Origin of the sequence: Kribbella pratensis (assembly GCF_004366075.1) — a bacterium.
In the GTDB taxonomy this organism is placed as follows: Bacteria; Actinomycetota; Actinomycetes; order Propionibacteriales; family Kribbellaceae; genus Kribbella; species Kribbella pratensis.
In genome coordinates this window covers 300,064-317,654 of the sequence record NZ_SODU01000002.1, presented here as the reverse complement: position 1 = coordinate 317,654, position 17,591 = coordinate 300,064, and the positions used below count along the sequence as shown (strand labels likewise).

Annotated in this window: 21 protein-coding genes; 9 read left to right on the top strand and 12 right to left on the bottom strand. The window is 68.5% G+C overall.

All coding sequences use genetic code 11. The features are described 5' to 3' along the window. Window positions 1-3 precede the first annotated feature (3 nt). Entirely contained in the window at window positions 4-1,227 is a 1,224-nt protein-coding gene (locus tag EV137_RS16505) for an MFS transporter (RefSeq protein WP_134129897.1), read from the top strand. 11 nt (window positions 1,228-1,238) lie between these two features. Then, on the top strand, window positions 1,239-2,051 hold the full coding sequence (locus tag EV137_RS16500) for a phosphotransferase enzyme family protein (protein ID WP_134011634.1): 813 nt from the start codon (window positions 1,239-1,241) through the stop codon (window positions 2,049-2,051). 9 nt (window positions 2,052-2,060) lie between these two features. On the opposite strand, the gene EV137_RS16495 is transcribed toward EV137_RS16500, so the two are convergent. Then, window positions 2,061-2,513, bottom strand: a complete 453-nt coding sequence (locus EV137_RS16495; protein WP_134011636.1) for a winged helix-turn-helix transcriptional regulator — start codon at window positions 2,511-2,513, stop codon at window positions 2,061-2,063. Window positions 2,514-2,598: 85 nt separating this feature from the next. Between EV137_RS16495 and EV137_RS16490 the strand changes: the two genes are divergently transcribed. From EV137_RS16490 to EV137_RS16480, 3 genes are read left to right on the top strand one after another with little or no spacing between them, the layout of a single operon-like run. Then, entirely contained in the window at window positions 2,599-3,189 is a 591-nt protein-coding gene (locus EV137_RS16490) for a dihydrofolate reductase family protein (RefSeq protein ID WP_134129896.1), read from the top strand. A 36-nt stretch (window positions 3,190-3,225) separates the two neighbouring features. Continuing rightward, window positions 3,226-3,609: a TIGR03618 family F420-dependent PPOX class oxidoreductase gene (locus EV137_RS16485; protein ID WP_134129895.1), complete on the top strand. Its 384-nt coding sequence runs from the start codon at window positions 3,226-3,228 to the stop codon at window positions 3,607-3,609. Between the two features lie 16 nt (window positions 3,610-3,625). Beyond that, window positions 3,626-4,315 carry a dienelactone hydrolase family protein gene (locus EV137_RS16480; protein ID WP_134129894.1) on the top strand — a complete coding sequence of 230 codons (690 nt, stop codon included), beginning with the start codon at window positions 3,626-3,628 and terminating at the stop codon, window positions 4,313-4,315. Here EV137_RS16480 and EV137_RS16475 read toward each other — a convergent pair. Together EV137_RS16475 and EV137_RS16470 are read right to left on the bottom strand one after the other, a co-directional pair. Next, the gene (locus EV137_RS16475) at window positions 4,293-4,886 is read right to left on the bottom strand and encodes a putative immunity protein (RefSeq protein ID WP_134129893.1); all 594 of its coding nucleotides are present in this window, start codon (window positions 4,884-4,886) and stop codon (window positions 4,293-4,295) included. The two genes, EV137_RS16480 and EV137_RS16475, sit on opposite strands and share 23 nt — an antisense overlap. 39 nt (window positions 4,887-4,925) lie before the next feature. After that, the gene (locus EV137_RS16470; protein ID WP_134129892.1) at window positions 4,926-5,858 is read right to left on the bottom strand and encodes an AraC family transcriptional regulator; all 933 of its coding nucleotides are present in this window, start codon (window positions 5,856-5,858) and stop codon (window positions 4,926-4,928) included. 91 nt (window positions 5,859-5,949) lie between these two features. Between EV137_RS16470 and EV137_RS16465 the strand changes: the two genes are divergently transcribed. Next, complete coding sequence (locus EV137_RS16465; RefSeq protein WP_134129891.1) at window positions 5,950-6,783, top strand: NAD(P)H-binding protein; 834 nt, start codon at window positions 5,950-5,952, stop codon at window positions 6,781-6,783. A gap of 117 nt (window positions 6,784-6,900) precedes the next feature. Here the strand turns inward: EV137_RS16465 and EV137_RS16460 are convergent, their stop codons facing one another. The 3 genes from EV137_RS16460 to EV137_RS16450 form a co-directional block, all read right to left on the bottom strand. Continuing rightward, window positions 6,901-8,058, bottom strand: coding sequence for a zinc metalloprotease (locus EV137_RS16460; RefSeq protein WP_134129890.1), 1,158 nt, complete (start codon window positions 8,056-8,058; stop codon window positions 6,901-6,903). A 94-nt stretch (window positions 8,059-8,152) separates the two neighbouring features. Continuing rightward, a complete protein-coding gene (locus EV137_RS16455) occupies window positions 8,153-8,965 on the bottom strand; it encodes an ABC transporter permease (protein ID WP_134129889.1) in 813 nt (270 codons plus the stop codon). Then, window positions 8,965-9,933, bottom strand: a complete 969-nt coding sequence (locus tag EV137_RS16450) for an ATP-binding cassette domain-containing protein (RefSeq protein WP_134129888.1) — start codon at window positions 9,931-9,933, stop codon at window positions 8,965-8,967. Before EV137_RS16450 ends, EV137_RS16455 begins: the two co-directional genes overlap by 1 nt. An 87-nt stretch (window positions 9,934-10,020) precedes the next feature. Here EV137_RS16450 and EV137_RS16445 point away from each other — a divergent pair, with 87 nt between their 5' ends. After that, on the top strand, window positions 10,021-10,986 hold the full coding sequence (locus EV137_RS16445) for a helix-turn-helix transcriptional regulator (RefSeq protein ID WP_134129887.1): 966 nt from the start codon (window positions 10,021-10,023) through the stop codon (window positions 10,984-10,986). Next, window positions 10,983-11,567: a YdeI/OmpD-associated family protein gene (locus EV137_RS16440; RefSeq protein ID WP_134129886.1), complete on the top strand. Its 585-nt coding sequence runs from the start codon at window positions 10,983-10,985 to the stop codon at window positions 11,565-11,567. The genes EV137_RS16445 and EV137_RS16440 overlap by 4 nt, the downstream gene beginning before the upstream one ends. Here EV137_RS16440 and EV137_RS16435 read toward each other — a convergent pair. The 6 genes from EV137_RS16435 to EV137_RS16415 form a co-directional block, all read right to left on the bottom strand. After that, entirely contained in the window at window positions 11,564-11,899 is a 336-nt protein-coding gene (locus tag EV137_RS16435) for a cupin domain-containing protein (RefSeq protein ID WP_134011669.1), read from the bottom strand. The two genes, EV137_RS16440 and EV137_RS16435, sit on opposite strands and share 4 nt — an antisense overlap. Window positions 11,900-11,965: 66 nt before the next feature. Next, window positions 11,966-12,775, bottom strand: coding sequence for a phytanoyl-CoA dioxygenase family protein (locus tag EV137_RS16430; RefSeq protein WP_134129885.1), 810 nt, complete (start codon window positions 12,773-12,775; stop codon window positions 11,966-11,968). A 96-nt stretch (window positions 12,776-12,871) separates the two neighbouring features. Beyond that, window positions 12,872-13,510: an alpha/beta hydrolase family protein gene (locus EV137_RS40565; RefSeq protein WP_166679907.1), complete on the bottom strand. Its 639-nt coding sequence runs from the start codon at window positions 13,508-13,510 to the stop codon at window positions 12,872-12,874. Then, window positions 13,511-14,413 (bottom strand): UbiA prenyltransferase family protein, encoded by a 903-nt coding sequence (locus EV137_RS40560; protein ID WP_238175368.1) that lies wholly within the window; start codon window positions 14,411-14,413, stop codon window positions 13,511-13,513. A gap of 57 nt (window positions 14,414-14,470) precedes the next feature. Then, on the bottom strand, window positions 14,471-15,307 hold the full coding sequence (locus EV137_RS16420; RefSeq protein WP_134129884.1) for a Vgb family protein: 837 nt from the start codon (window positions 15,305-15,307) through the stop codon (window positions 14,471-14,473). Continuing rightward, window positions 15,294-16,871, bottom strand: coding sequence for an ABC-F family ATP-binding cassette domain-containing protein (locus EV137_RS16415; protein ID WP_134129883.1), 1,578 nt, complete (start codon window positions 16,869-16,871; stop codon window positions 15,294-15,296). The genes EV137_RS16420 and EV137_RS16415 overlap by 14 nt, the downstream gene beginning before the upstream one ends. A gap of 103 nt (window positions 16,872-16,974) precedes the next feature. Here EV137_RS16415 and EV137_RS16410 point away from each other — a divergent pair, with 103 nt between their 5' ends. Further along, window positions 16,975-17,553 carry a TetR/AcrR family transcriptional regulator gene (locus tag EV137_RS16410; RefSeq protein WP_134129882.1) on the top strand — a complete coding sequence of 193 codons (579 nt, stop codon included), beginning with the start codon at window positions 16,975-16,977 and terminating at the stop codon, window positions 17,551-17,553. The last annotated feature ends 38 nt before the right edge of the window (window positions 17,554-17,591 follow it).

The window sequence follows — 17,591 nt, the reverse complement described above, 5'->3', positions numbered from 1 at the left end:
AACATGTCCACCATGACGTCTTCGCGGGCCGGCGTACGGATCCGGTTCGCTCATGCCCCTGGATTCTGGGTGATCGCGGCGGCCTTCCTCACCACGATGGCCTTCTCGACGATCCCGACTCCGCTCTATGCGATCTACCAGCAGCGCGACGGCTTCCCGACGTACGTGATCACGGTGATCTTCGCCAGTTACGCGGTCGGGGTGATGGCGTCGCTGTACCTGGCGGGGCATGTCAGCGACTGGCTCGGGCGGCGGCGGGTCGCGTTGCTCGCCGTACTCGCGGAGGCGTTGTCGGCGGCGATCTTCCTGATCTGGCCGGAGGTTCCCGGGCTGCTTGTGGCTCGGTTCATCTGCGGGGTGGGCGTCGGCGTACTGACGGCGACCGCGACCGCCCATCTGTCCGAGCTGCGGCAGGTCGCGCGTCCCGGTGAGGACCCGAGCCGGTCCGCGCTGATCTCGAGCATGGTGAACCTCGGCGGGCTGGCGTTCGGTCCGCTCGTGGGTGGACTGCTGGCGCAGTACGTGTCGTCGCCGCTGGAGCGCCCGTACGAGATCTTCCTGGTGCTGCTGCTGATCAGCGCGGTGGGGATCGCGCTGGTGCCCGAGACCGTGGAGCGGTTGGAGGAACGTCCGGCGTACCGGCCGCAGCGGGTGGCGCTGCCCTCGTCCGCCCGTCCGCTCTTCTTCGCGTCCGCGATCGGCGCCTTCGCAGCGTTCGCGATCTTCGGTCTGTTCACGTCGCTGGCGCCGACGTTCCTGGCCGGCGTCCTGCACCACACATCTCGCCTGCTCGCCGGTGTCGTCACCTTCGCCGTCTTCATCGCGGGTGCCGCGAGCCAGGCCGTCTTCGTCCGCCTCTCCCGCCCGGCTCAGCTCCGCCTCGGGTTGGTGGCGATGTCCGTCGGGCTGGTGGGCGTGGCGGTCGGCGGTCTCCTCCCGAACCTGTACCTGTTCGTCATCGGCGGCATCGTCGCCGGCGCCGGCGTGGGCCTCGTCTTCCGCGGCGCAGTCGCAACGGCCGCTTCGCTCGCGGACCCGTCTTCCCGCGGCGAGGTCCTGGCCGCCCTCTTCCTGATCGCGTACGCCGGACTTGCGATCCCGGTGCTCGCGATCGGCCTGGGCATCGCGCTCCTCCCGGCCCAGGTCGCGCTGCTGCTCTTCTCGGCGCTGATCCTGATCCTGGTGAACGCTGCCGTAATCCGGATGCTGGCCGCGCAGCGCAGATGATGTGATGGCGTGTGGACCTTGAACGCGACTACGGACTGACTGTCTCCTCGTTGGAGCCGCACGCGGGTGGGTTCGCCACCGATGGCTGGGTGGCGGACGGCCGGTGGTTCGTGAAGGTGTGGAAGGAAGGCGAAGAGCCGTCGGGGTTGTCGCAGTTGGCGGAGTTGCACGCTCTCGGGCTGCCGGTCGTCGAGCCGTTGCGGACGCTGCAGGGTGAGCTGTCCGCGAACAACGTCGCAGTTTTCCCTTATGTCGAAGGACGTACGGCGACCTGGAACGACCGGCGTGCGGTGGCCCGGGCGTTGCGGCAGATCCATGAGGCTCCGCTGCAGGTGACATTGCCGCCCGCGGACGTCAGCGAACCCCACATCAGGACCTTGGGGCAGCACCTGCAGCACCCGTGGATCGCGGACCGGGCGGACGTGGTGGCTGCGGCGATCGCGCGGCTGGACGACGTACGAACACGACTCAAGCCGGTGCGCGACGTCCTGTGTCACACGGACCTTCACGGGTTGAACGTCTTGATCGACGACCACGGTGAGGTGGCGGCGATCCTCGACTGGGAGAACGCCGTGATCGGGCCCCGTGAGTACGACGTGTGGGTCGGAGCCGACGGTGACCGGCTGGCGGAGTTCCTCGACGAGTACGGCGCTGACGACCTGGACGTCGACCATCTCGAGTTCGCGCTCCTTGCCCGCGGTCTGCGGGACATGTCCGCACGGGTGATGTCAGAGGTCGATCGACCCGGCGTGGAGACCTGGGGCTTCGACCGGATCGCCCGTGTGGACAGCGATCTCGAGGTGTTCCGCCCGTACTGTAGCTAGGAACGGCCGCTAGGCCGCTGCGCCCGGGCCGGGGAGGATGTCGATGTCGTCGGCGTGCATCGGTTTGCCACAATGGGCGCAGGCGAGGTCGACGTGGCTGATCTCCCCGCAGGCGTGGTGCCGGTAGAGGACCGGCGGCCCGGCCTGGCCTGCCAGCCATTTGTCGCCCCAGGCAACCATCACCATCAGGACGTCGAGCAGCTCGCGGCCGCGGTCGGTCAGAACGTACTCGTACCGCGGCCGATTGTCGTACGGCCGGCGCTCCAGCACGCCCCGGTCGACCAGGTGGTTCAGCCGCTCGGTGAGCACCTTGCGGGAGATCCCGAGGTCCGCCTGGAGCTGCTCGAACCGGGAGAACCCGACCCAGATGTCGCGGAGGATCAACGGCGACCACGGCTCGCCGATCACGTCCAGCGTGCGCGCGATCGAGCACGCCATCTCACTGAAGTTCGTTCGCTGCATGACACCAGTCTAGCGTTTGGGGTTCCCTCAAGGAACTCCATCATGTTAGCGTTCCTTCAAGGAACCCCAAGGGAAGGTGAACACGATGAGCAAGGTGGTCTGCGCCCTCGCCGTCTCGGTCGACGGATACATCACCGGACGCGGGTCCGGTCCGGATCACGGCCTCGGCGACGCGCCGATGCTGTTCGACTGGTACTTCGACGGCGACACCCCGAGCCAGGTGTTCGACGGCTTCAAGCTGAGCGCACCGAGCGCACGGATCTTCGACGCGCTCGCCGGTCGGGTCGGGGCCATGGTCGCCGGGCACAAGACGTACGACGACTCGGGCCACTTCGGCGGCGGCAGCCCGCACCCGAAGGCTCCTCTGGTGGTCGTCAGTCACGGTCCGGTGCCCGAGATCAGCGAACGGCAGACTCTCGCCGGCACCATCGAGGACGCGATCGCCGCGGCGCGTGAGCTCGCCGGTGGGAAGGATGTGGGTCTGATGGGTGGCGGGGTCGTGACCGCGGCACTCCAGGCGGGCCTCGTCGACGAGCTCGTGCTGCATCAGGTGCCGATCCTGCTCGGCGGCGGCCGGCCGTTCTTCCAGGAGCTTCCGGAGCACGTCCGCCTGAACCTGATCGAGGCCGTACCCGCGCCCGGCGTCACCCACCTGCACTACGAGATCGTCCGCTGAAACCTCACCCGCATCGTTTGCTGAAGGAGCAGAGTCATGTTGAAGCCCGCCGTACGCAACGCCGTCGAGAGCACCTCCATCGCCCACCTGGCCACCGTCCTGCCGGACGGGTCGCCGCACTCCATCCCGCTGTGGGTGAGCTCGCTCGACGACAAGATCATCTTCCTGACCGGCCCGACCTCGCAGAAGGCGCGCAACCTCCAGCGCGACCCGCGCGTCGCGGTATCCCTCGCGCCGGTCGACAACCCGTACGAGCCGGTCATCGTTCGCGGTCGCGTCGTCGAGTGGATCGACGGTGACGCGGGCTGGGAGCTCGTCGACCAGATCGCCCAGAAGTACATCGGCCGGCCCTACGGCCGCGACGTGGAACGCGTCATCGGCGTCATCGAGGTGGACCACCAGACGGTCGGCGTCAGCTGACCATAAGATTTCCCGCATGGGTGTGACTGTGACGGTTGGGGAGCAGGACGCTTATCTCGCGCGGGTCGGGCGGGCCGGGATGTTGCTGCTCCCGATGATCACCGGGATCGGTGAGCAGATCCGGGAGTGGGCCGACGAGCTGGCCGGGGAAGGGATCACCGCGCTGGCGTGGGACCCGTTCAAGGGGCGCAGCACCGACGACGCCACCCGGGAAGAGCTCAGCGGGATGCTGCGGGAGATGGACGACGACGCCGCGCTCGCCGAGCAGGGCGCGTTGCTGGACTACCTGTTCGACGATCTCGGGTGCAGCAAGGTCGGCGTCATCGGATGGTGCCTCGGCGGACGGTTCGCCTTCCTGCTCGGGGCCCGCGACCAGCGGGTGGCGAACGTCGTCGCCTTCCACCCGACCGTGCCGTCGAACCGGCCACCGCATCACACGTACGACGCGATTGCGGAGGCCGCCGGGGTCACGGCGCCGGTGCTGGTGAGCTACCCGAGCGCGGACGCCGCCGTACCCAATGCGGACTTCGAGACGTTGCAGACCGTGTTGCAGGCGCGGACCGCCGGCGCGACGTTCGCGCAGTACTTCCCCGGTGCGGACCACGGGTTCTCGGACAAGTCGCGGCACGACAAGGACGTCAACGCGGACGCGTTCCGGCTCGCGTGGCCGCAGGCGCTCGCGTTCATGAAGTCGACGGTCGCCTGAGCTCAGCCTCGATTCGGCGGTGCAGTTCGCCGAGCCGGGTGCGGCCGGGTGCGCCGTCGGGGTAGCGCGCGAGAACCTCGCGGACCGTGGGTGGGACGCGTTCGACCGCCCACCGGACGACCGCATCGGCCGCTCCCGGATCGCCGGTCGCCAGCTCCCGCGCGTACGCCGCATACTGCGCCGCCGCGACGATGTGCTTCACCTGAGTGGCCGCCGCGAACGGATGCAGGTACGCCGAACCAGCGGCGCCGACCGCCGCCCGCGCAGCTGCCTCCGCCGCCCGCGCCTCCACTGCCTGCGCCTCCGCTGCGGGATCGTCTGCCGTCCGCCGGCGACCGGCTGCGTTCAACTCACCGGCTGCCTTGAGTGCTGCCCAGGCGGCGGTCCGGATCGCCTTCGTTCGCTTGCCTCCGGCACCGAACTCGCGGACCCCCTCGATCGCGTCCCGCGCCCGCCGATCGCCCGGCGCCGCGGCCTCGAACAGCGGCAACGCCTGTTCCGCGCAGGCGGCCGTCCACAGGCTCAGCTGTCGCAGCTCGTCAAGGCTCAGCGGGACTTCTTCATGACCCATGAGCCTCAATCGTATCGTTGAACCTGTCGGTTGAAGCTTTCACGCCGCCCGGCGATGAGCGGTAGGCGTGACACCACGGACCCGCTTGAACGCAACGCTCAACGCGAAGGCGTTCGCGTACCCGACCCGCCGGGCGATCGTCTCGACGGTGTCCCGGGTCGACCGCAGCTGATCCGCGGCGAGCGTGATCCGCCAGCCGGTCAGGTAGCTCATCGGCGCCTCACAGACGACCGCGCTGAATCGCCGGGCCAACGACGCGCGCGAGATCCCGACCCGATCCGCGAGCTCGGTGACGTTCCACGGGTACGCCGGATCCTCGTGCAGCAGGCGCAACGCCGTACCCGCCACCGGATCGGTCTGCGCCTGGTACCACCCCGGTGCATGCGAGTCCGGCCGGGCGAACCACGCGCGCAGGGTGGTGATCAGCGCGAGGTCGAGCCACCGGTCCAGCACGCTTTGCTGACCGGGCGCGTCCCGCTGGATCTCGCTGGTGATCATGTCCATCACCGACCCCGCCACCTCGGCCGCGGGTACGACCAGCACCGGCGGGAGTGCTGTCACGAGCCTCCGGTTGACATCGCCCGCGACCTGATAGGTGCCGCTGGCAACCATCACTTCACCCGACTTGCGAGCGCCGTACGTTCGCACGCCGAGCCGGGCGGAGTAGTCGGCCGGTGCCCCGGGCAACGGTTCGCAGATGCCGCCGGGGTGGATCCGTAACTGTGGCGCGGTGGTCAGGCTGTCGCTGACGACGTACGGCTCCGGGCCGGTGACGATCGCGACGTCGCCCTGCTCCATCCGCTGCGGCTCGAGGCCCTCGCGGGTTATCCAGCCGGATCCGCGGATGAGGATCGCGAGCGCCAGCGGCGCCTCGTCGCGGATCTCCAGCGCCCAGGGCAGATCCAGGATCGTCAGGTTGAACACCCCGTCCTGCGCGCGGGTCCCGGCCAGCAGTTCGTCGAGCACGTCCATGCGCCGAGCCTACGTCAGGTTGAGCGTTCCGAACATGGAATTGCGGCGTACGGCCATGGTTTGTCTCACCGCACTCCAGTGGACTGGAGCCATGAACCCGATTCTCATCCTCAGTGGCAAAGGCAAGACCGGCCGTCGCGTCGCGGCGCAGCTCGAGGCGCGGGGCGTCCCGTACCGGCTCGCGTCCCGCTCCAGCGAGCGACGGTTCGACTGGTACGACGAGAGCACCTGGGCGGACGCGATCCGCGGCACCCACACGGCGTACCTCGCGCCGCCGGTCGGGCCGACCGGACTCGCGCAGGCCGGCAAGTTCGTCGAGCAGGCCGACGGGCTGCGGCGAGTGGTCCTGCTGTCGGGTCGTGGCGTGGGTAGCCCGGGGCGCGACTTCGCCGTGTACGACGGGCAGCTCGACCTCGAGAACGTGGTGCGCGCCAGCGGACTGGACTGGACGATCGTGCAGCCGGCCTGGTTCGCGCAGGGTTTCAGCGAAGACTTCCTGCGCTACCACGTGCTGGTCGGCGAGATCCGGCTGTCCGCGGGCACCGGTGGTGAGGCGTGGATCGACACCGACGATGTCGGCGACGTGATGACCACCGCCCTGCTCAACGAGTCGTACGTCGGCCAGACGCTCGCGATCTCCGGCCCACGCACCCTCACAATGACTGAGATCGCCGACGAGCTCACCACCGCAACCGGCCGCCCGATCAAGTACGTCGACCTCGACCCCGAGGCCCACGTCGCGGAACTGACCGAGCAAGGCCTCACGCCCGAAGATGCCACCGCCGTCCGCGACCTGTTCACCGTCATCCGCAACCATCGCTCCGAGTACGTCTCCGACGGCGTCGAGCAGGTGCTCGGCCGCGCACCCCGCGACTTCACCGACTGGGCCCGCGAAACCGCGGCGACCGGGGTCTGGGCTGGGTAGGTGCGGACGCCCAGCACTACACAACTGCGAAATCACAGGCGGCTACACGCTCAGCCGCCCGCGCCGACCTCAATTGATGAGTGCTGGCCGTCCGCCTCCCACACCACCGGCGGGCGGTCAGCGGTGTTGCATCTCGGTCCACTCGGTGTGGGTGAGTTCCTGGAGTTCCGTGGCGGGTGTCTTGGACTGGAGTTCGCTGCCTCCGCCGACCGCGCCGCCGCCGAAGACGAGGTTGGCCCAGTTGTTCTGGGCGATCAGGATCGACGTGGTCTTGTCGCCGTTGATGTCGGCGGCGGTCGTGGTGTCGGTGGTGTCGCCGTCGCAGTTCCAGTCGATCGGCTGGTTCGCGGCGCCGGCCGTCGTCCTGGTCGAGCCGTTCGGGCACTTCCAGCTCGTTCGGTACCCGGCGCCCAGGCTGCCGAGGCCGACCCTCTCGTCCGGCCGGGCCTCGTTGATCGAGGTCGGCTGGACGCTCGAGTAGCCCCAGTACTTCGTACCGTCGGCCTTGAGCACGCCGCCGAGCTGGAACGAGTAGTTCATCACGCTCAGGTAGTTCGGCTTGTAGTTCAGGTTGTCGGTGCCGCCGTGCTTCAGGCCGATGTTGTGGCCGAGCTCGTGGATGAACGTGCCCACGTTGATGTCGTCGGTCGCGTTCCAGTTGCACTTCGGGCCGACCGTCACGATGAACGTGTCGTTCGGGATGTTGAACGCCTGGCCGCTGCTGCAGCCGCCGTCGTAGCTGTCGCCCCAGATCATGTAATGGAAGACGGCCTTGCGCGCCGACGCGAAGTTGGCGGCCTTGATCGCGTTCGTCTGGGTCGCCGACGGGTTCAGGTCGGCGTCGTACGCGACCTCGTTGCCACCGCCGAGGTTGTACGCCGTACCGCGGGCGGCGCCGGCGTCGAGGTGGATCTTGATCCCCGTGCTGCCGTCCGGGTTGCCGACCGGGGCCGACGCGAACACCTGAACGATCCGGTCGAGGCCCGCCGTGGTGGTGAGCCGGCCGGCCATGTAGTCCATCTCGACGAACAGGTCCTTCTTCTTCGGGTTCGCGCCCATCCCGGGCAGGTCCACGTCGACGACGCCGTCGCCGTTCGCGTCGTACCCGTTCGTCTCCCAGGTGTCGGGCAACGAGTCGCCGTCAGTATCGGTCGCAGCCACCACACGCTTCTCGGTGTCGGTTTGCGGAAACGGCGCCGCCACCGCGCTCGAGGCGGCGAGCGCGGCGGCGGCCAGAGAAGTCAGTACGGCGAACAAGGCGGGGCGGGGCCTCATCAGATCTCCTTTGGGGGCGGTGGGTGATCTGAGCGCTACCGTAGGTGAATTCCATCGTGGGGGACGGCCCAGCGGGGACAGTGACGCATTTGGGTCAATCGGCCGAGCGCAGCATCGCGCGGATGCCGACGGTCAGCCCGAGCGCCGCGGTCACGATCGCCGCGGCCCATCCCCAGAGCGCCGCGCTGGACAGTACGTCGCCCGAGAACAGGGTCCGCTCCGCGTCGACGACGTACGACAACGGGTTGAACTTCGAGGCGGCGCGCATCCAGCCGGGACCGGTCTCGAGCGGCAGCAGCATCCCGGACAGGATCATCAACGGGAACAGGAACGTCTGCTGCACCACCCAGAACATCCAGTCCTGCTTGCGTACCGCGATCGCCAGCGCGTAGCTGAACGAGCCAAGCCCGACACCGAACACCGCTAGCAGTGCAAGCCCGATCAGCGCGCCGCCGAGGTGCAGGTCGAACGCGAACGGTGTCATCACCGCGATCACGACCACCGCTTGCCCGAACAGCGGCACCATCTCCTTCAGCGCCCGGCCGATCAGCAGTGAGGAGCGGGACAACGGCGTGACCAGCATCCGCTCGTGCGCACCGGTCTGGAACTCGGACAGCAGGTTCGCCCCCGTGGTCGACGTACCGAACAGCGTGGTCATCACCAGGATCGACGGGACGAACCACTGCCACACGCCGTCGCCGAACGCGCCGCCCATCGAGCCGGACAGCAGCGGCCCGAACAGGGCGAGGAACACCAGCGGCTGGATCATCCCGAACAGCAGGCTGAACGGGTCGCGCAGTACCGGCTTGAGTTCCCGCGCCATCACGATCCGGATGTCGCGGAGCAGGTTCCGCGAGGGCTGGGCCGCGGTCGCGGTGGAGGTTGCGGACAGGGTCAGGGTGGTCATCAGGCTGCCTTTCCGTTCGAGTCTTCACGCAGGCTGCGCCCGGTGAGGTTGAGGAACACGTCGTCGAGAGTCGGGCGGTGCACCTGCGCCGCCGCGATAGGTACGCCGTCGCGCTGCGCAGCCGCGACCAGTTCGGGAAGCGCGGCCGGCCCGTCCGCGACCCGGACGCTCACCTCGTCGCCGACGGCAATCACTTCGCGGGCCCCGGGCAACTTCCCGGCCAGCTCGCTCAACCGCGCGATGTTGCCAGGAGCAACGGTGACCGCGAGCCGGTCACCGGCAAGCTTGGCCTTCAGCCCGTCGGCTGTGTCGTCGGCGATCACCTCGCCGTGGTCCACCACGACCACGCGCTCGGCCATCGAGTCGGCCTCGTCCAGGTAGTGCGTGGTGAGCATGATCGTCATCGCGTACTGCTCGCGCATCCGCAGGATGTGGTCCCACAGGTTCGCCCGGTTCTGCGGGTCGAGGCCGGTCGACGGTTCGTCCAGGAACAGCAGCGACGGCGCGTGCACCAGACCCATCGCGACGTCGAGCCGCCGGCGCTGCCCGCCCGACAGTTCCGACACCTTGCGCCGCGCCAGGTCCTTCAGTTCCAGGGCGTCGAGCAGTTCGCCGGCCCGCAGCTTGGCGGTACGGCGGTCGAGCCCGTAGATCACGCCCTGCCCGACGAGTTCGTCGCCGACCCGTTGCGAGTGACCGGCGCCGTTGCCCTGCCCGACGTACCCGATCCGGCGTCGGACCTGGCTGGGTTGTGTGGTCACGTCGTACCCGGCGACCGTCGCGGTGCCTGAGGTCGGCGTGATCAAGGTGGTGAGCATGCGCAGTGTGGTCGTCTTGCCGGCGCCGTTCGGGCCGAGGACGGCGACCAGTTCACCGGGTTCGACGTCCAGGCTGATGCCGCGGACCGCGTGCACGGTCTCGGTACGGCTCACCACGAAGTCCCGGGTGAGCGCTCGGGTGCTGATCACGATCTCTCCTTCGGTCAGGGTCTCTACGGAAGACATTTCCAGGGAAAGAGGACAGGTTCTGGCCGCTACTCATGGCAATCTGAAGTCATGTCCGAGACCTCAGCCCGACTGCTCGCGCTGCTCTCCTTGCTTCAGGCCCGCCGCGACTGGCCCGGGCAGCTCCTGGCCGATCGCCTGGAAGTCAGCCCGCGCACCGTCCGCCGGGACGTGGACCGGCTGCGCGACCTCGGGTATCCCGTGCGCGCGACCAAGGGACCCGACGGCGGCTACCGCCTGGATGCGGGGGCGGATCTGCCGCCGCTGCTGTTCGACGACGATCAGGCGATCGCCGTCGCGGTCGCCCTGCAGACCGCGACGACCACGGTCACCGGGATCGAAGAGGGCGCGCTGCGGGCGCTGGCCACGGTTCGTCAGGTGATGCCGGCGCGGTTGCGGCAACGGGTCGACGCCCTGCAGGTGACCACGGTCGACCGCTACGCCAACCGCCGTACGACGGTCGACTCAGAACAGTTGATCTCGATCGGTACGGCGGTGCGCGCGAACGAAGTACTGCGCTTCGACTACGCCTCACCCGGTGCCGGCACCGAGGAATGGGTGCCGCCGCGGAAGGTGGAGCCGCATCACCTGGTGACGTGGGGCGGGCGGTGGTACCTCGTCGGCTGGGACCTGGATCGCAACGACTGGCGGACGTTCCGGGTGGATCGGATGACGCCGAAGACGCCGACCGGGCCGCGGTTCGCGCCGCGTGAACTGCCGGCGCCCGACGTGGCGACGTACATCTCCAGCAAGTTCCGCGGACAGGACCGCAACCCCTGCCGTGGAGAGGCGATCCTGCAGGCGAAGGCGTCGGACATCGCGCAATGGGCCGGTCACGGTGCCGTCGTCGAGGAGCTCACGCCGACGAGTTGCCGGCTCGCGCTCAGCGGATGGTCGTGGACGGGTCTGGCCGCGACGTTCGGGATGTTCGAGTGCGATCTGGAGTTTGTTGGTCCTCAAGAGTTGAAGGATGCGGCGACGCAGTTGGCCGCGCGCTATCGGGAGGCTGCCTCGTGACCGCAGAACTGATCGTCGTGGATGCTGCCGCCTGGCGGAGTTGGCTGCGCGAGCATCACCAGGATTCGGACGGCGTATGGCTCGTGCTCGCGAAGAAGAACGTGACGATGCCGACGAGCCTGACGTACGACGAAGCGCTCGAGGAAGCCCTGTGTCACGGGTGGATCGACGGGCAACGGCGGGGGCGCAACGAGCAAACGTTCGTGCAGCGGTACACGCCGCGTCGCGCGCGGAGCATGTGGTCGAAACGGAACGTCGGCCTGATCGCGCGGCTCGAACAGGAAGGGCGGATGCGCGCGGCCGGACGCGCCGAGGTCGAACGCGCGAAGGCCGACGGCCGTTGGGACAACGCGTACGGCGGGGCGGGCGCGCTCGAGATCCCGGACGATCTCGCGGCCGCACTGGCCGCGGAACCGACGGCGCAGGCCATGTTCGAGATCCTGACCAAAGCCAATCGGTTCGCCGTCGTCTTCCGGGTGAACGACGCAAAACGCCCCGAAACCCGAGCCAAGCGGATCGCGCTGTACGTCGAGCAGCTGGCCCGTGGCGAAACGATCTATCCGCAGAAACGGACTCTCTAGACCAGGTCGAGTGTCGCGTCCTGGCCGGCCGTCAGTGGGAAGTAGGCGAGGAAGGTGACGCCCTCTTCCTCGGTGTCGAAGCGTGCGATTCGTTCGACGGCGGGCTCGTAGAACACGTCGCCGGGGTGGAGGACCTGCGGCTCGGTGTCCTCGGACTGCTGGTAGATCGCCGACCCCGACACGATGTTGCCGAACACGGGGCCGTTGTGGACGTGGGCGCCGAGCGCGGTGTGCGGGTCGATCGTGATCCGGCGGACCTCGACGCGCTGCACCGGGAGCGCCTCCGGCAGGTGCTGATCCAGGACGACTACCCGGCTGATCGATGAGTTCATGGCAGCATCGTACATACCAATAGGTACAGAACGCGCGCTCTGTCGCCGGCGACGGAGCGGGATCGCTCAGTAGAGGATCGGGTTGAGCGGCGAGGAGATGGTGTCGCCGGGTTGATTGCCGGGCATCCAGCTGGCCAGATCGACCACCTGGTTCGCGTTCGACGGCTGCGAGATCGTCATCGCCGCGTCGACGTAGATCACCGTCATGACCCGGCGCGGGATGTCGGTGGTGTTCGGCGGCGCGTGATGGAAGGTCCAGCCGAGGTGGTAGCTGACCTCGCCGAGCTCGTACGGCTCGGAGATCTCCGGGAAGTTCTGCTCGGCCAGCGCTTCCTGCAGCACGCGCTCCGACTCGTCGCTGATCGGGAGGTCCCGCCCGTGCTCGAACGTGTGACTGCCGGCCGCGAACGACAGCGGCCCCATCTCCATCGGGGTCTCCTGCAGCGGGACCCAGATCGTCACGCACCGATCGGTCATGAACGGCCAGTAGTACTGGTCCGCGTGCCACGGGGTGACTCCGCCGCCGGACTCCTTGTAGAGCGCCTGGTCGTGGTACAGGCGCACCGACTGCACGCCGAGCAGCTGCGCCGCGATCCGCGCGAGCCGCGGCGACGAGACGAACTCCAGCACCCGCTCGCTGTCCTGCCAGAGGTTCGTGACCTGCAGGAACGCCTTGCCGTAGGTGTCGCGCTCGTCCAGCGGCTGTTCCTGCGTGTTGAGCTCGATCACCTTGTCGGTGATCTCCGGCTCGTACTCCGCGATCGTCTCCGCACTGAGCACGTTCTTCAGCTTCACGAACCCGTGCTGCCTGAAGTGTGCGATGTCGGACCGGCTGAGGGCGTAATCGGTCTCGAGCTCCGGGCGGGTCAGAGTCATGGGACCCAAGAGTTCATGAACGTTTCATCGCTGTAAAGATCAGTGATCAAATCTTTGCCCACCGTGCACGTGCACGTGCATGCCCGTCCGATCCGGTCAGCTCCGTAATGCGAAGTGGTCCAGTGCGGCGAGGATCAGCTCCGTGGTGCGCCGGCCGCCGGCTCCGTGACCTTCTTGCTCTACGAGGTGCAACTCCGCGCCTGGCCAGGCTTGAGCCATCCGCCAGGCGATGTCAGGCGGGCCGCTGATGTCGAGCCTGCCGTGGATCAGCACCCCCGGGATCCCGGCCAGCTTCCCCGCCTCCCGCACGAGAACGTCCTCTTCCAGCCAGGCCGCGTGCGCCCAGTAGTGCGTCACGAGTCGCGCGAACCGCAGCCGAAAGACGGGATCGTCGTACGCGGCGTCCGGTCGCCTGCCCGGATGTGTGCGGACCTGAGTGTCCTCCCAGTCGCACCAGTCACGTGCGGCCTTCTCGCGGACGGCCGGGTCGGGGTCGTGCAGAAGACAGCTGTACGCGAGCGCCAGATTCCCGTCCCGTTGGCCTTCCGGTACGCCGTCCCGGAATCTGCGATCAGGTGGGCGGTGGTGTTGGTGCTCAGGTCCACGGTCGGCTCGGCGGCCGTGGACGACGAGCGCAGGCTTGCCTGCGGGGTCGCCGCAGACCTCCCAGTAGACACGGTGTCCATCACCGACATCGAGCATCCCGTGGTCGTACGGCTCGATGTCCGGATACATCTACAGGACTCCGGTGTAGGTGAGGGCGAACGTTCCACAGGGGAAGAGGAACAGGGAGGCGAGAACGATGATGCCCTTGAAGGACTGACCCGGGCCAATGAGTTTGCGGTAGGCGGCGATGAGGACGGGGACCATCACCAGCTCGAGGGACAGCATGGCGCGGGGAATGATGGTGTTGGTGGCGGCGAGGATTACCGACAGGGCGGCGGCTGCGATCCAGGCGGCGTACCCGATCAGGTACGTCGTGCGGGGGCCGAAGCGGACTGCGATGGTCTGGTAGCCGGCGGCGCGGTCTGCCTCGAGGTCGGCGAGCGTGGTGGGGAGGTAGAGGCCGATCGCGGCGAGGGTTCCCTGCAGGCCCATCAGCCAAGGGAAGTCGCTCAGGTCCGGGTTGATCGCGGCCCAGCCGGCCAGCGGGCCGAAGGCGCCGAGGGCGAGGGCGTTGACCGCGACGTCGAAGCCGGCGCGGGTCTTCAACCGCACCGGTGGGACGGAGTACGCGTAGCCCAGGAGTACGGCGAGCAGGACGCCCAGCGCGAACACGATCCCGACATGCAGGCTCAGTCCGACCGCCGCCACGGCCGCCGCGAAGGCCAGCCGCTTCGCCGCTCGCAGCGTGATCCGCCCGTCGAGCAGCGGCGACTTGGCCTTCCGCGGGTTGAGCCGATCGCTCGGCAGGTCGTACGCGTCGTTGACCGCCAGCACTGCCAGCCAAACCAGCGGCCCCATCACGACGGCCCCGACGATCAGCCGCGGCCACTCCCCGAACGGCGGGATCAGCCGATGGGTCGCGAGCAGAATCCCCGTGTAGTAAGGCACGATCGACACGACCCAGAACGCCGGGCGACCCACCGCGATCACATCACGAACCCGCGGCCCCCGTACCTGCACGTCCGTGCTCACATCACCACTGTGCTCCCGGACGGGCCCTCGCGTCCTCCCTCCACCGAGTGAACCTCCTCACCCGCGCGCTTGGATGTGAGCCACGGAACCCTTCTCCAGCGCGACCCACACCGAGGTGTCGGCGTACAGACCGTGCGGTTCGGCGCCTTCAGTGAACGCGACCTGTTCAGTGATGTTGCCCTTGGCATCGATGTGGACCAGTGCGGCCGCCGCCCACAGAGTGAGCCAGCAACCACCATCAGGTGTCGCCGCCGCGGCATGCGGCTTCGAATCGATCGGAAGCGCGAATTCCGAGATGGACCCGTCGACGCTGATCCGGCCCGCCTGGCTCGCGAGCAGTTCGGTGAACCAGACGCCGTCCGGCCCCGCGCTGATACCGACCGGACCCGCGGCGGGCGTCGGCAGGGGATAGGTGGTGACCTCGCCGCCGGTGGTCATCCGGCCGATCGCGTTGGTCTGGTTGAGCGTGAACCACAGATCGCCCGCGTACGTCGTGATCATCCCCGGGAACGCGCCCGCCGTACCGATCGGGTACGTCGACACCTCGCCGTCCACCGTGATCCGCCCGATCGCGTCGATGCTCATCAACGTGCACCACAAGGCGCCGTCGGGACCGACGCACAGTCCGTACGGCGCGTCCGTGAGCTCGGTCGCCGACACCGCCCCGTCGTACCCGATCCGGCCGATCCGGTCGTCGCCGTTGCGGGTGAACCAGACGGCGTCGTCGGGACCGTCGACGATCACGCTCGGGCGGGACCCGGGTGCGTCGAGGTCGAACACGCGGCCCGACACGGTCGCGACGCGGCCGGTGTGGACGAGCGTCGTCCACACCTCACCGCCCGCCGCGACCACGCCGTACGGCGCGCCGTCGACCGTGAACTCATCGACTGACATAGGTGTTCTCCTCGAGATCAACGATGGTGCCGCGCCAGCGGGAGATGAAGCGGCGGTCGTGGCTGACAACGACGAGTGCGCCGGCGTACCGGTCGAGCGCCGCCTCCAGTTCCTCCACCAGCACGAGGGACAGGTGATTCGTCGGCTCGTCGAGCAGCAGTACGTCGTACGGCGTGGTCAGCACTCGTGCCAACGCGAGCCGTCGGCGTTGCCCGGTCGACAACGCACCGACCCGGGTCTGCAACTGCTCCTGACGGAACAGCCCCAGAGCCGCCGCGCCGGGATGTCGTGCGAGTGCCTCGCGCAACGTTTCGTCCGGGCGCGCCTCGACCGCTTCCTGCTGCAGGTAGCCGATCCGTCCGTGGCGATCGACGTACCCGGAGTCCGGCTGGAGCGCACCGGCGAGAACGTCGAGGAGGGTCGACTTGCCGGCGCCGTTCGGTCCGGTGATCAGTACGCGACCACCAGCGGGTACGTCGAGGGACGTCGCCAGGAGCCGATCCGTGACCGCGATGCCCACCGCATCCACCCCGGCCGGAGCGCCGGTCGTGCGGATCGACCCCTTGAAGCGGAGCGGCTTCGCCGGCACCGGCGGCGGGTCTTCCTCCAGGCGGCGCAGTCGCTCCTTGGCGTTGCGGATCTTGCTCCGCTCCGCCTCGTTGACGCGACCGGTCGCCCGGTCGTACGCCACCTTGTTGTTGTCCTTCATCGGTCGCCCGTACGCGACCCGGTCGGCGGTGGTCCGGACGAGCACGCGCATCTCCGCGACCTCGTCCTCCCACTGCTGCCGGGCCTGCTCGAGTCGCGCCCGCTCGGCTGCCTTCTCCTGCAGGTAGCCCTGGAAGCCGTTGCCGTACCGCGTGACCCGGTGCGTGTCGCCGTCGACCTCGAACAGTGTCGAAGCGACCCGCTCGAGGAAGGCGCGGTCGTGCGAGACGACAACCGTCGTACCGCGCCGGGATCGCAGGTGGTCCTCCAACCAGGTGGCGGCCGACACGTCCAGGTGGTTCGTCGGCTCGTCGAGCAGCAGGACCTCCGGGGACGACGCCAGTACGGCGGCCAGGTGCAGCCGCGCCAACTCGCCGCCGGACAGCTCGGACAACCGGCGATCGCCCGGCAGCGTGGACAGCCCGAGCCCGTACGTCGCACGGGCGAACCGTGCGTCGGCGTCGTACCCGTCGCGGATCTCGAACACCGTCTGGAGTTCGCCGTACTCATCCAGAACGTCGGTGTGACCCTCGGCAAGCAATCCTTCCAGCGAACGCATCCGCGCCTCGATCCGGCGCAGGTCGGCGAGCGCATGATCGGCCAGCGCCTGTACGTCGAGGTCGAGCGGCAACGGGTTGTCCTGCGCCAGGAAGCCGATGCTCCCGGTGGCGTTCACCGTCCCGTCCGTGGCCGGTTCGAGACGGGCCAGGATCCGCAGCAGCGTCGACTTGCCGGAGCCGTTCTCGCCGATCAGGCCGCTGACCTGCCCGGGCGGGAAGGCGCAGGTGACCTGGTCGAGCACCAGGCGGTGGTCGTAGGACTTGGTGACGTCGTGCAGGGACAGCTGAGTAGACATGAGGATCCTCCTGACCTCTCGCGGGTTCGTGGTTGGCGAACGGCGGGTCAGAGGATCACTGGCTGCTCCCTAAATGCGACGGACGTTGCGTTAGGATGATGTCATGATCGCTGAGGTTCGCGCAAGTAGGCCGGGAGGACGGACGGCCCGCGTGCGCTCGGACGTGCTCGCGGCGGTGGAGACCGAGCTGGCCGAGCACGGGTACGACGGGCTCACGATCGACGCGGTCGCCGCGCGTTCCGGCGTACACCGGACGACCCTGTACCGGCGCTGGAAGACGGTCCCCGGCCTCCTGGTCGATCTGCTCGAGGCAGGTGCCGACGACTCGTGGGAGCCGGCCGACACGGGTTCGCTCGAAGGAGATCTGGTTGCCGTCAACCGCGAGATCCACGCTGCACTCACCGCCCGGCCGTCCATCACCCAGGCGGTGATCGCGGCCTCCTTCCGTACGACGGATGCCGCCGACGCACTCACCCGCTTCTGGGAGGACCGCTACGAGCGCACCGCGCTGGTCGTCAGCCGAGCTGTCGCACGCGGCGAGATCCCGAGCGGCACCGATCCCCATCAGCTCCTGCTCACCGCGACCGCACCGCTCTATCACCAGGTGGTCCTCCTGAGGCAGCCGATGTCCCGGGAGCAGGCCGATCACCACGCGCGGATCGCCGCGGCGTCGGTCCGCTAAATGCTTTGCGGCACCGATCGGCACCGCCCTACGGTGAC